Raw genomic sequence first — 13154 nt, 5'->3', positions numbered from 1 at the left:
GCGCCCGCGCCGGGCCTATTCGCTGTCGTCCACCCGTTCGCCCATCAGTTCGCGCTGGCGCTTGTCCAGTTCTTCGGCATAGCGCTTGCGCACGAACGCCTCGGACACCACGCCCAGCACCTGGCCATCGCTGGCCACCACGGCCAGCTCATCGGCCTGGGTCTGGTCGAAGCGTTGCATCACGCTTACCACGTCGGCGCTGGCCGACAGGGCCACGTCGCGGTTCTCGGCGAAATCGGTGAGCGGTGCATCGGCCTTCACCCCGTCGCCGAACAGGCGGGCAATCTGCACGATGCCGGCATAGTGGCCTTCGCCGTCGATCAGGATCACCCGGGTGCCCGAGCCCAGCGGGAAGCGCTGGCGGAAGGTGGCCGCGTCCAGGCTGTCCGGCGCGGTGGCCACGCCCTTGCGCATCATCCGCCCGGCGCTGAGGGTATGAATCCAGCCCACGTCGCGCGCACTGCGGATGTTCTCGCCACGCAAGTGCATGCGCCAGGTCGAGAACGAGTAGCCGAACCACTGCCGCACCAGCGTGCTCGATACCAGCACCGCGCTCATCACCACGCTGGTCAGCAGGAAGTCGTGGGTGCCTTCCAGCACCAGCATGGCCATGGTCATCGGTGCGCCCACCACCGCCGCGGCCAGCGCGGCCATGCCGGCCAGTGCGGCCGAGGTGGCATCGATCACCGGCACGCCGGTGGCCAGCGCCAACAGGCCGGCGAACAGCGCGCCCACCAGGGTGCCCATGAACAGTGAGGCGAAGAACAGCCCGCCGCGGAAGCCGAAGCCCAGCGAAATGCCGGAGGCCAGGCACTTCAGGGTCAGCAGCCCGCCGATCCAGATCAGCGGCAGGTGGGTGGTCAGGTCCAGGTGCAGCGCGCCATGTCCGGACGACAGCACCTGTGGGCTGGCCAGCGCCAGCGGAATCAGCAGCAGGCCGCCCACCACCGGGCGACCCCAGGCGGGCAGGGGGCTGCGCTTCACCCCGCCTTCGATCGAGGCGATCAGGCGCATGATCAGGATGCCCACCATCGCGCAGCAGCAGCCGAGCAGGCCGTAGATCGCATAGTCGGCGGCGCGCACGTCGATGGTGGCGGCGGCCGGCAGCAGGTAGGCATCCATGCCGGCCTGGTCGGCCACGAAAGCACCGGCCAGCGCGGCCACCGCCACCGGCGCCAGGGCCGACGGCGTGTACGCGCCGATCACGATTTCGAAGGCATAGAAGGCGCCGGCCAGCGGTGCGCCGAACGCGGCGGCGATCGCCCCAGCCGCACCGGCGCCCACCAGGGTGCGCACGTCGTTGCGGCGCAGGCGCATCACCCGGCCCAGCTGCGAACCGCTGCCCGCGCCCATCTGCGTGTACGAGGCTTCCAGCCCGACCGAGGCGCCGCTGCCATTGGACAGCAGGGTCTGCACCAGCACGATCAGGTTGTCCCGCATCGACATGCGGCCGCCGTGCAGGGCATTGGCTTCCACGGCATCCAGCAGCGGGCGCTTCAGGCGGCTGGCGGCCAGGCTGACCAGGCCTACCAGCAGGCCGCCCAGCGGCAGCACCAGCAGCGCGGTCCACGGCAGGGACGGCAACGAGCTCAGCCGGATGCAGTCGTCCAGGCCATACAGGCTGGCCTGCAGGCTGCGCGCCAGCCCGGCCTGCAGCAGGGTCAGGCCGCCGGCGATCAGGCCCACCACCAGGGCCAGCGCAATGAACCACAGGTCGCTGCCACGCAGGCGCAGGCGCAGGCCCTGGAAGGCCAGATGCAGGCGCGATGGCGAAGCGGTGGGCGACATGGTGGCGGCATGATACGCCGCCACCGTGATCGCCACCGTCACCGCATCAGGCGGCTAGGCGCTCAGAAGCGGTAGCGGCCCTGCACGTAGAAGGTGCGTGGCGCGGCCACCATGCGGCCGGCATTGCCGTCCACGTTGCGGGTGTACCAGCGCTTGTCGGCCAGGTTGTTCACGCCCAGCGCAATCTCGCTGTCGCTCAGCCCCGGCACCTGCCAGGCCACCTGCGCGTTCCACAGGCGCACGCCGGGCACGCGGCCCACGCGCGCATCGGCGCTCTCGGCCCAGGTGTTGGCGGCGTCGGAGAACTGGCCGCTCTGGTGGGTGCTGGACAGGTTGAAGGTCCAGCCCGACAGGGCATAGCGGGCGCCCACGCTGTCGGTGTCGCGCGAATAGAACGGCACATCCAGGCCGCGGTTGTCACCGGACTGCTGGATCGCCTTGGTCCAGGTGTAGTTCGCGTACAGCTCCAGCCCGGCCAGCGCGCTGTCTTCGGCGAACTGGTAGGCCACGGCGCTTTCCACGCCCTTGTGGTCGGTGGCGCCGATGTTCTGGAAGGTGGCCGGGGTGATGCCCGGCACCTGCAGGATCTGGTTGTCAAAGCGCATCTTGAACACGGTCACTTCCGCGCGCAGCGCACCGTCCTGCCAGCGCGCACCCAGTTCGGTGGTCTTGGCCACTTCCGGGTTCAGCGGGTTGCTGGCGGTCTGCGAATTCAACTGGATGTTCTGCACCGGCCCGAACGAGGTGGTGTAGTTGCCGAACACGGTCAGCTGCGGGGTCAGCAGGTAGGCGATGTTCAGCGACGGCAGCGCCTTGTCGTTGCGGCTGCTGAAGGTGGCCGCGCCTCCGGCCTGGCGGCGGTCCATGTCGATCCACTCCATGCGCACGCCCGGGGTGATGCGCCATTGGCCCACGGCAATGCGGTCGTCGATGTAGAACGAATGCGCGTCGGTGGCGTTGTTGAAGCGGGTGGTGGCACTTTCCGCGCCGGTGCGGCGGGTGATGGTGTAGCTGCGGTCGTTGCCGCGTTCGCGCAGGAAACGGTAGCCGGCGGTCACGTCATGCACGGTGCTGCCCCACTGCAGGCGCTGGGTATAGCGCGGCTCGATACCCAGCACGCGGTAGTCGCGCGGCTGCACGGTGATCTGCGTGTTGGCGGCGTTGATGAGCGCGCTGGCGCGGTTGCTTTCGTTGTAATACGCCAGTACTTCGAACTCACGGGTGTCGGACAGGGTGTTGGTGTAACCCAGGTCGATGCCGGCGCGGTGGCCCTTCCAGAAATCGGTCGGGCGGGTGTTCTGGAACGGGTCCGCTTCGTACTGGGCGCGGGTCAGGCCGCCGGGGGTGAGCGAACGCACGTTGTAGTAGGACAGCTTGGCGCGCAGCTGCTGGCGCTCGTCCAGCGCATAGGCGAACTTCAGCGCCAGGTCGTCGAAGCGGTCATCGCTGCCCTGGCGCCAGCCACGGCCATCCTGGCCGGAGTACAGCAGGGCCATGCCCAGCCCGTTGTCTGCGGTGCCGCCCAGGAAGGCGTTGTACTGGGTGCTGTCACCGCCGCCGTGGTCATTGGCGCTGTAGCGCACCCCGGCCTCGCCGTGCAGGCCGGCCTCGGTGGGAATGGCGCGGGTGCTGAAGTTGATGATGCCGCCCACGTTCTGCGGCCCGTAGCGCACCGCGCCGCCGCCACGCACCACGTCGATCGCTTCGATGTTGGACAGGCTGGTGGGCGCGAAGGAGAGCTGCGGCTGGCCGTACGGCGCCACCGCCAGCGGCACGCCGTCCAGCAGCACGGTGGAGCGCGGCGAGTAGCGGCCGGTCAGGCCGCGCACGCCGATGTTCAGCGAGATCGAACTGCCGGCGGTGCCGGAATTGTCGGTCACCTGCACGCCGGGAATGCGGCGCATGGCATCGCCGATGCTGGCCGCGCCGCTGGCGTCTATGCTCTGCCGGCCGACCACGGTGCGGGCGCCAGCGAAGCGCTTCACGCTGTCATGCAGGCCGGTGCCCAGCCAGCTGCCCGAGACCTGGATGCTGTCCAGGGTGGTGGCGCTGTCCTGCGCCTGGGCGGTGGCAGTCAGGCACAGGGCAAGGGCGGCGGCCAGCGGCAGGCGCGCGCCGGGGCGCAGGGTAGGGGTAGGCATCGGGGCAGGTCAGGAAGGGTGGTAAATGAGAATTATTGCTGATTGGTTGAAGGAAGGGAATCGCCCGCCCGTTCAGTGCCGTGGCCCCGGTGCTAAAGTGCTGGGCTGCTTCCTGATACCGCGAGAACTGCATGTCCCACGCCGCCTTCTACCCCGTCGGAACCCTTGGCCAGCCGTGGGGCGCGGCCGAGCGTGCGCAGTGGCAGGCGCGCCAGCAGCGCCTGCGCCGCTACGAGCAGGACGTGCTGCCGCGCATCGAGGCGCTGGCCGATCGCTTCGACAAGGTGGCCTACGGCCAGCTGGACTACGCCGGCGAGACCTACACCCTGTTCGCCCTGCGCAGCCACAACTGGAACCCGGCGCTGCCGGCCGTGCTGGTCACCGGCGGCGTGCACGGCTACGAAACCAGCGGGGTGATGGGCGCGCTGGAGTTTCTGGAAAAGCAGGCCGGTCGCTATGCCGGCCAGGCCAATGTGCTGGTGGCCCCGTGCGTGAACCCGTGGGGTTACGAGCGCATCAACCGCTGGAACCATGATGCGATCGACCCGAACCGCAACTTCCGCGCCGACGGCCCGGCGCGCGAATCGACCGCCCTGATCGAGCTGATCACCCCGTACAAGGGCCAGTTCGTGCTGCACATCGACCTGCACGAGACCACCGACAGCGACGAAAGCGAGTTCCGCCCGGCGCTGGCCGCGCGCGATGGCAAGCCGTTCGAGCCGGGCCTGATTCCCGATGGTTTCTACCTGGTCGATGACAGCGAGAACCCGCAGCCGGCGTTCCAGCAGGCGGTGATCGCCGCAGTGGAGCAGGTGACCCACATCGCCCCGGCCGACGACAAGGGCGAGATCATCGGTTCGCCGGTGGTGGCGCATGGGGTGATCGAATACCCGCTGGTGAAGCTGGGTCTGTGCGCTGGCATCACCGGTGCGAAGTTCACCACCACCACCGAGGTCTACCCCGACAGCCCGCGGGCCACGCCGCAGCAGTGCAACGATGCGCAGGTGGCGGCGGTGTGTTCGGCACTGGAGTACGCGTTGGCGAAGGGCTGACGGGTATGGCGCTCGATCAGCTTTTCGCCGGTGTTCAGGGCCATCGGGTGCCATAGCCCTAGCGCATGGGTCGGTTTCCTTCCAATGCCAACTGGACCATTCGGGCGCGGCGGCGATGCTGGGTACTGGATATGAACAGCCTGCACGCGTCGCTGAATGCACGGGCATAGCTGACGTGTTCCTCTGCCAAGGAAGGTGATCCTCCCCTGTCAAGGAGATCGACAACATAACTGCGTAGTTCTTCGGAGTTCACTTTCTCGAGTTGGGCAGCAAACCACTCTGCGCTCTGTTGATCAGTTGCGCTTGAATAGCCGAATGTGCCGATGATCGACATCCTGTAGAGATCCGGGTCATAGGAATTCTGGTCTGCTTCCTTCTTCGGTGCGTGATCCACCAGTCCCTCCTCCTGCAGCTGGCTCTTCAGTTTTTCATGGAGTCTTTCGGCTTCGTCCTTGGATATTCTCTTTAGGTCTCTACTCGTGATCGATCGGGTAGTGCGACCGTACTCCAGAAGCGCCTCTTTCATTGTCTCTGGCGGGCTTCCAATGTGCTCGAGCATGTGGAGCGCTCGGCTGAGCAGCTGATGATTGAGGTGTCTGGCTGCAGAGAGTGCAGCTGTGGCAGCTGCCGCATGAGAGGCGCTGTCGGTCCAGTCAGGGTCCCAGTCATAGTCATTCGATATGCTCCTTATTTCCTCCGACAGCGCATGCTGGTCCTCGTTGCTGAATTCTTGCGACAGGATCTGCCTCACTCGATCCTGCGGAAGCGCTCCGGAATGGATCAGTTCAATCACGCATGCCGTCAATGCATGCCTGCGTTGAATGCCGATGTTCTCCGCAGCCTTCTCGCTTTCCGCGTCAAGGACCAGCTCGCCATCCATTTCAAGTCGGAAGCTGGTGTGAGTTGTACTCTGTCCTGCTCTTGCGCGCAGGTGAGTGCCGAGAATGAAAACCAACGGAGCCAGGAAAAGTCGCGCAGTCGCGCTGTCCGGCGATACCTCTGCCGGGAGGCCTCGGTTGGCCTCAGTTATTATTCTCTTGATCACCCTTATGTTGGTTATCCCGCATCCGGCAAGTAGAGGGTCCAGGGCGGACTTGAGTTTGCTTTCCGTTGCCATTGCTACTGCAAGCGAATCGCTGGGGCGGGGCCTGAGGTTGATTTCGCGATCAATGATCTTCTCGTGTACCTCTCTCCATTCGGAGACGTCGGCGAGCTTCTCATCATTCATTACCAGGATGAAGCGCGCCCCGTGGTTCAGCTTGAAATTCTCAATGAATCCGGACAGCTCGCTCATCTCCAGCTGGTCGTGCTTTCGCTCGATGTCATCAAGTACGATCAGATGACCCGCCAGCGCGCGCGTTGACCAGAGCATGACCATTTCGTTCGCCAAGGGGCCCAACGTGTGGACTTTGCCCAACACGGCGGGAAGGTCATTCCTGGCCCACCCCAGTTTCTTCTGGATTGATGATCGGATGCCCCCTGCCGACGAGGCGATGCTGTCGAGAAGCGCGAGCTTCAGTTCCGCAATTGTTCTTACACCGAACAAGGAGGCACGGGCGATTCTGATTCTCCGGCTCTCGCGTATCTCTTTCAGCGTCTTGTCAACGGAATGGGTCTTGCCCGAGCCCCACGGGCCGCTGATTGAAATTACCTTTGCATCGGTTTCATTCAGGGCTTTCTCCAGCTTTGATTGGACGTCGTGGAGAATTCCGCTGGAATGTTCATTGAGTATGAAGTTGTAACGAGGCATCGTTGCTTCCTTGCATCATGGTTCTCGATAGTAGCGGATAACCAAACTGCTCTTGAATTGTTTTTCGCGCAGGCGTGGTCTCCGTGCCGGACCTGAGGGTGTCGATGTCTCGTGGTGCTCGGGCTAGCCAGAACGCTGTCGGCTCGGATGGGGCGCGCGGCAGCTTGGGTGCGCATGGGCTCGCGCATGTGGTCGACAGCGCAAACTGTACCCGGCCTACCTGCGCGACCCCGCTAGCACGCCCGGCCTGTCCCCCCGCTGTCATCGCGCGGGGGCACTTCATGCGGCGTCCACTGCGGTTCAGCCAGACTCGGCCGGCTCATTCTTTGATCGACCGGAGACCGCCGCCCCATGGAAGCACTGGAGCCGCAACCTTCCCCGGTGCGCACCCTACGGCCTGTGTTCGCCTTCGCGGCGATCGTTGTCGTGGCGTTCGCGCTGTTTGTCAGCCTGTTCCCGCTGGGTGCCGGCCGCCTGCTGGTGAAGGCCCAGGACTGGGCCGCGCTGAACGTGGGCTGGTACTACCTGCTGGCCATGACCCTGTATCTGGTGTTCGTGGTCGGCGTGGCGCTTTCGCGCTATGGCGGCATCAAGCTGGGCGCCGACCATGACGAACCCGAGTTCAGCTATCTGTCGTGGGCCGGCATGCTGTTCGCCGCCGGCATCAGCATCACCCTGTTCTTCTTCTGCGTTTCCGAACCGCTGACCCACTACCTGCAGCCACCGCAGGGCGATGCCGCTGCCGGCGAGGCCGGTGCGCGCCAGGCCATGCAGCTGCTGTTCCTGCACTGGGGCCTGCACGGCTGGGGCGTGTTCGCCCTGGCGGCGATGGCGATGGCCTATTTCGCCTATCGCCACAACCTGCCGCTGGCGCTGCGCTCGGCGCTGTACCCGCTCATCGGCAAGCGCATCAACGGCCCCATTGGCTACACCGTGGACGCGTTGGGTATCGTCGCTACCGTGTTCGGCATCGGCGCCGACATGGGCTTTGGCGTGCTGCACCTCAACGCTGGCCTGACCCACCTGTTCAACGTGCCGCATTCCAACCTGGTGCAGATCCTGCTGGTGGTGGCGATGATGGGCGCGGCGGTGGTGGTGGCCGTGTCCGGGGTGGAAAAAGGCGTGCGCTGGATGGCCAACATCAACATGCTGCTGGCCATCGCGCTGGTGCTGTTCATGTTGTGCGCCGGCCCCACGCAGTACCTGCTGAGCACGCTGATGCAGAACCTGGGCGACTATCTGGGCAGCGTGGTCGGCAAGAGTTTCGATGTCTACGCCTACGGCGGGCGGCCAGAATGGCTGGGCGGCTGGACGGTGTTCTACTGGGCGTGGTGGATCGGCTGGGCGCCGTTCGTGGGCCTGTTCATCGCGCGCATCTCGCGCGGGCGGACCATCCGCGAATTCGTGTTCGGCGTGCTGCTGATCCCGCTGGGGTTCACCCTGGCGTGGCTGTCGATCTTCGGCAACAGCGCGCTGGACCAGGTGCTGCACCATGGCCAGCAGCAGCTGGCGCAGTTGGCGGTGGATGACCCGCCCACGGTGTTGTACGCGCTGCTGGACGGCTACCCGTGGAGCCGCGTGGTGATCGCAGTGACCGTGCTGGTCAGCTTCATCTTCTTCGTGACCTCGGCAGATTCCGGTGCGGTGGTGTTGTCCACGCTGTCTTCGCACGGTGGCGCGCCGGAAGACGACGGCCCGCGTTGGCTGCGCGTGTTCTGGGGCACGGTGATCGCGGTGCTGACCGCCGGCCTGCTGCTGGCCGGCAGCATCGACGCGTTGAAGTCTGCGGTGGTGCTGGCCTCGCTTCCATTTTCGGCGGTGCTGTTGTTGATGATGTGGGGCCTGACCCGCGCCTTCAGTGACGAATCACACCGCGAGCGGGCGCAACAGTTCCGGCCGTCGCCGTTGATTGGCGATGACCGCCACCACCAGGGCTGGCGCCAGCGCCTGAGCCAAGCCATGCACTTCCCGGTGCGTGACCAGGTGTACCGCTTCATGGATGACACGGTGAAGCCGGCAATGGAAGCGGTGGCCGAACAGCTGAGCGGGCAGGGCTGGGAGGTGAGCACGCGCTTCGAGGCCGGCGACATGGAATTGTCGGTGAACCATGGCGAGCAGCAGGACTTCCTGTACCGGGTGATCCTCAGCGGCTACCTGACGCCGTCGTTCGCCGCACAGCAGCTGCGCAACCAGCGTTATTACCGCGCCGAAGTGCATCTGTTCGAAGGCAGCCAGGATTACGACCTGGTGGGATACAGCCGCAAGCAGATCATCAACGACATCATCAGCCAGTACGAACGGCACCTGCAGTTCCTGCATCTGAGCCGGTGATGGTGGCCGGGCCGCCGGGCATGGCCCGGCGCTACCGGCGTGCATGATGGTTGGTAGAGTCGAGCTTGCTCGACTGCTTCTGGCGACGGGAGTCGAGCAAGCTCGACTCTACGGGCAAGCGGGCGGGCCGGCGTTATCGGTCATGTACGAACGCAGGGCATGGCCCGGCGCTACCGGCGTGCATGATGCTTGGTAGAGTCGAGCTTGCTCGACTGCTTCTGGCGACGGCAGTCGAGCAAGCTCGACTCTACGGGCAAGCGGGCGGGCCGGCGTTATCGGTCATGCACGAACGCCGGGCATGGCCCGGCGCTACCCTGGGTCAGGGGCGCAGCAGCACTTTGCCGCCGCGGCCGGGCTTGCCGCTGGCGGTCACTGCGGCGGAGACATTGTCCAGTGCGAAGACACCTTCCACCGGCAGCCTCAGTTCGCCGCTGGCCGCGCGCTGCAGCAGCTCGCCCACCAGCCGGCGCTTGTCTTCCACCGCCATCGCCTGGCTGACCTTGCTGCCCCAGAAGCCCTTCACTGTGGCCTGCTTGAAGATCACATCGCCCGACGGAATCTGCATCGGCTCGCCGGTCATCGAACCGAACGACACCAGGGTGCCGCCGTCACCGAGCAGGCCCACCAGATCGCCGGCGGCCGTGCCACCCACCGAATCGACCGCGGCAGTGGCACCGGCGTCGCCCAGCACCGCGCGTACCGCATCCTTCCAACCATCGCTGGCGGTGGAGAACACATGGGCGATGCCCAGCGCGGCCATCTCCTGCACGCCGGCATCGCGCCGCACCAGGTTCACCACCGGAATGCCGCGCGCGGCGGCCAGCATGGCCAGGGTCTTACCCACCGCGCCATTGGCAGTGTTCTGCACGATCCACTGGCCCGGTTCCACCTGCAGGTATTCCAGCAGCATCAGCGCACTCAGCGGCATGGCGATCAACTGCGCGGCGGTTTCATCGGCAATCGCCTCGGGCATCGGAATGACCATGCGCGCCGGGGCGATGAACGCTTCGGCCCAGGTGCCGTGCACCGACGCGGCAGCCACGCGCTGGCCGATCTGCAGGCCCTGTACGCCGTCGCCCAGCGCGTCGATGGTGCCCAGGCCTTCGCTGCCACCGATGGCCGGCAGCGTCGGCTTGTAGCCGTACTGGCCGCGCACGGTCCACAGATCGTGGTTGTGGATCGGCGCCAGTACGGTACGGATGCGCACCTCGCCGGGGCCGGGAACCGGCAGGTTGGCGTCACCGGCGGCCAATACGGTGGCCGGATCGCCGAAGGAAGCATGCAGGGCTGCGCGCATGGGGAAGGTCCTGTGGAAAGAGAGATGTGATGTGGGGCCAGCGCCGGTGGCGACAAGCGTTGGTGTGTGCAACACCGTATCCTGCGACCGTTCGTCGCGACACGGTGTGATTACCGCATCTTGTGTTGACGATCCGCTGTATCCCCACTATGTTGTGGCCGTCACTCCCGGTCAGCCGCCGCCGCCGGACGATGCAACAAACGTCCCGCGGCCCGCCCCTGATGGCTTGCCGTGTCGACGCGGCCGCCTTCGTGCGGACCCAGGTCGCCCCCACGGTCCGGATACCGGCCGCAGGCGCATGCCGACGATCTGGTGTTCCCGCGCATGGGCATCCCCAACCGACAGCCCCGTGCGCCGGTATCGCGCTCTGGGCCGCCACGGCGCTGCATGTTGTCCGCGTGCAGGCCTGGAGACGCACCACCATGAACGACACCCCCTATCGCACGGCCGATCTGGCCGGCGCCGGCGAAGCCTTGTCTGCCGGCGGCGAACAGGTGCCGACCTGGATCAGCAAGGAAGCCGGTAACCGTCGCCTGCCGTTCGACGCCGAGCGCCTGCAGCGCAGCATCGACAGCATCCACGCCGAGTTCCCGCAGCTGGATGTGGCCGATTACCGGCGCGTGGTCCAGGCCATGGTCGAGCGCAAGCCCAGCATCAGCGCAGACGATCTGGTCGACCTGCTGATCCGCGAAGCCGAATCGCGCGTGGACCTGACCGCACCGGAATGGGAGCAGTTCGCCGCCCGCCTGTACCTGCGCCGCCTGTACAAGCGCGCCAGCCGCAACCGCTTCTACGATGTAGCGCTGAAGTACGGTTCGTTCGTCGGCCTGCAGGAGAGCCTGGCCGACCGCGGCGTGTACAGCAACGATGTGCTGCGCTGCTATTCGAAGGAAGAACTGCAGCAGGCCGGGCAGATGATCGATCCCGATCGCGACCGCCTGTTCGCTTACAACGGCCTGTATCTGCTGGCCACGCGCTACCTGGCCACCGATCGCACGCGCGAGGTCTACGAGCTGCCGCAGGAGCGCTGGCTGACCATCGCCCTGTACCTGATGCAGGACGAAAAGCCACGCGAACGGCGCATGCAGCTGGTGGGCGAGGCCTACTGGGCGCTGTCGAACCTGTACATGACCGTGGCCACGCCCACCCTGGCCAACGCCGGCAAGGTCGGTGGCCAGCTCTCCAGCTGCTTCATCGATACGGTGGACGACAGCCTGCAGGGCATCTATGACTCCAACACCGATATCGCCCGTGTTTCCAAGCACGGCGGCGGTGTGGGTGCGTACCTGGGCTACGTGCGCAGCAGCGGCGCGCCGATCCGTGGCGTGCCCAATTCGTCGGGCGGCGTGGTGCCGTGGATCAAGCAGCTCAACAATACGGCCGTGTCGGTGGACCAGCTTGGCCAGCGCAAGGGCGCGGTGGCGGTCTACCTGGATATCTGGCACCGCGACATCGAAGCGTTCCTGGACTTGCGCCTGAACAATGGCGACCAGCGCCTGCGCGCGCACGACGTGTTCACCGCCGTGTGCGTGCCGGATCTGTTCATGGAAGCGGTGGAGCGCCGCGCCGACTGGTACCTGTTCGACCCGCACGAAGTGAAGCAGGCCAAGGGCTGGTACCTGCAGGACTTCTACGACGAGCAGCGCGGGCAGGGCAGTTTCCGCGACCGCTACGCCGAACTGGTGGCCGACGAACGCATCAGTCGGCGCACGGTCAAGGCCATTGATCTGTTCAAGCGCATCATGCTCAGCCAGCTGGAGACCGGCAATTCGTTCCTGTTCTACCGCGATGAAGTGAACCGGAAGAACCCGAACAAGCATGCGGGCATGGTCTATTCCAGCAACCTGTGCACCGAGATCCTGCAGAACATGAGCCCCACCCGGATGATCCAGGAGATCGTCAGCGGTGACCAGATCGTGACCACGCGCAGGGCAGGGGATTTCGTGGTCTGCAACCTGTCGTCCATCAACCTGGGCCGGGCGATCACTGCGCCGGACGATCTGTTGGCCAGCGATGTGCTGGAGCGGCTGATTCCCATCCAGGTGCGCATGCTGGACAACGTGATCGACCTGAACGCACTGCCGGTGCCGCAGGCCACCATCACCAACCGCAAGTACCGCGCCATCGGCCTGGGCACCTTCGGCTGGCACCACCTGCTGGCGCAGCAGGGCGTGCACTGGGAATCGCCGCAGGCCGAAGCGCTGTCGGACAGCCTGTTCGAGCGCATCAACTTCCTCACCATCCAGGCCAGCGCTGCGCTGGCCCAGGAAAAGGGCAGCTACCCGATGTTCGCCGGCAGTGACTGGCAGACCGGGCGCTACTTCCGTGATCGCCAATACGCCGGCGAAGGCTGGGACGCGCTGGCGCAGACCGTGGCCACGCAGGGCCTGCGCAATGGCTGGCTGCTGGCGGTGGCACCGAACATGAGTACCGCGCAGATTGCCGGCTCCACCGCCTCGATCGACCCGATCTACAGCGCGTTCTACTACGAGGAAAAGAAGGACTTCCGCCGTCCGGTTGCCGCGCCGGGGCTGTCATTGGAGACCTGGCCGTACTACGAAAAGGGCGCCTACAAGGTCGACCAGTTCGCCAGCGTGCGGCAGAACGCGCGCCGCCAGCGCCATGTGGACCAGGCCATCAGCTTCAACCTGTACGTGCCCAGCAGCATCCGCGCCAGCACCCTGCTGGAACTGCACCTGAGCGCGTGGCGCCTGGGCCTGAAGACCACCTACTACGTGCGCTCCAACGACATCGACGTGAGCGAATGCGAGTGGTGCTCCAGCTGATCGGTGAGC

At 65.8% G+C, this 13154-nt stretch carries 7 protein-coding genes; 3 read left to right on the top strand and 4 right to left on the bottom strand.

The window, feature by feature from the left end:
* Positions 1-15 precede the first annotated feature (15 nt).
* Together C1933_RS11055 and C1933_RS11050 are read right to left on the bottom strand one after the other, a co-directional pair.
* Positions 16-1788, bottom strand: a complete 1773-nt coding sequence (locus C1933_RS11055; protein ID WP_234414510.1) for a chloride channel protein — start codon at positions 1786-1788, stop codon at positions 16-18.
* Positions 1789-1850: 62 nt separating this feature from the next.
* Complete coding sequence (locus C1933_RS11050; protein ID WP_108753299.1) at positions 1851-3929, bottom strand: TonB-dependent siderophore receptor; 2079 nt, start codon at positions 3927-3929, stop codon at positions 1851-1853.
* A 131-nt stretch (positions 3930-4060) separates the two neighbouring features.
* On the opposite strand from C1933_RS11050, the gene C1933_RS11045 reads away from it, so the two are divergent.
* A complete protein-coding gene (locus C1933_RS11045; RefSeq protein ID WP_108753298.1) occupies positions 4061-4981 on the top strand; it encodes a M14 family metallocarboxypeptidase in 921 nt (306 codons plus the stop codon).
* Between the two features lie 58 nt (positions 4982-5039).
* Here C1933_RS11045 and C1933_RS11040 read toward each other — a convergent pair whose 3' ends face one another.
* Positions 5040-6731 (bottom strand): P-loop NTPase fold protein, encoded by a 1692-nt coding sequence (locus tag C1933_RS11040; protein ID WP_108753297.1) that lies wholly within the window; start codon positions 6729-6731, stop codon positions 5040-5042.
* A gap of 351 nt (positions 6732-7082) precedes the next feature.
* On the opposite strand from C1933_RS11040, the gene betT reads away from it, so the two are divergent.
* A complete protein-coding gene (betT, locus tag C1933_RS11035) occupies positions 7083-9062 on the top strand; it encodes a choline BCCT transporter BetT (protein WP_108753296.1) in 1980 nt (659 codons plus the stop codon).
* Between the two features lie 319 nt (positions 9063-9381).
* Here the strand turns inward: betT and C1933_RS11030 are convergent, their stop codons facing one another.
* Positions 9382-10359: a zinc-binding dehydrogenase gene (locus C1933_RS11030; protein WP_108753295.1), complete on the bottom strand. Its 978-nt coding sequence runs from the start codon at positions 10357-10359 to the stop codon at positions 9382-9384.
* Positions 10360-10781: 422 nt separating this feature from the next.
* Here C1933_RS11030 and C1933_RS11025 point away from each other — a divergent pair, with 422 nt between their 5' ends.
* Positions 10782-13145 carry a ribonucleoside-diphosphate reductase subunit alpha gene (locus C1933_RS11025; RefSeq protein ID WP_108753294.1) on the top strand — a complete coding sequence of 788 codons (2364 nt, stop codon included), beginning with the start codon at positions 10782-10784 and terminating at the stop codon, positions 13143-13145.
* The last annotated feature ends 9 nt before the right edge of the window (positions 13146-13154 follow it).

Origin of the sequence: Stenotrophomonas sp. ZAC14D2_NAIMI4_6 (assembly GCF_003086875.1) — a bacterium.
GTDB lineage: Bacteria > Pseudomonadota > Gammaproteobacteria > Xanthomonadales > Xanthomonadaceae > Stenotrophomonas.
This window is presented reverse-complemented; position numbering and strand designations above follow the sequence as displayed.

Bases quoted from the DNA above. Each gene is read 5' to 3' on its own strand.
- C1933_RS11050 (WP_108753299.1), bottom strand. From the start codon at position 3,929: ATGCCTACCCCTACCCTGCGCCCCGGCGCGCGCCTGCCGCTGGCCGCC.
- C1933_RS11030 (WP_108753295.1), bottom strand. From the start codon at position 10,359: ATGCGCGCAGCCCTGCATGCTTCCTTCGGCGATCCGGCCACCGTATTG.
- C1933_RS11040 (WP_108753297.1), bottom strand. From the start codon at position 6,731: ATGCCTCGTTACAACTTCATACTCAATGAACATTCCAGCGGAATTCTC.
- betT (WP_108753296.1), top strand. From the start codon at position 7,083: ATGGAAGCACTGGAGCCGCAACCTTCCCCGGTGCGCACCCTACGGCCT.
- C1933_RS11055 (WP_234414510.1), bottom strand. From the start codon at position 1,788: ATGTCGCCCACCGCTTCGCCATCGCGCCTGCATCTGGCCTTCCAGGGC.
- C1933_RS11045 (WP_108753298.1), top strand. From the start codon at position 4,061: ATGTCCCACGCCGCCTTCTACCCCGTCGGAACCCTTGGCCAGCCGTGG.
- C1933_RS11025 (WP_108753294.1), top strand. From the start codon at position 10,782: ATGAACGACACCCCCTATCGCACGGCCGATCTGGCCGGCGCCGGCGAA.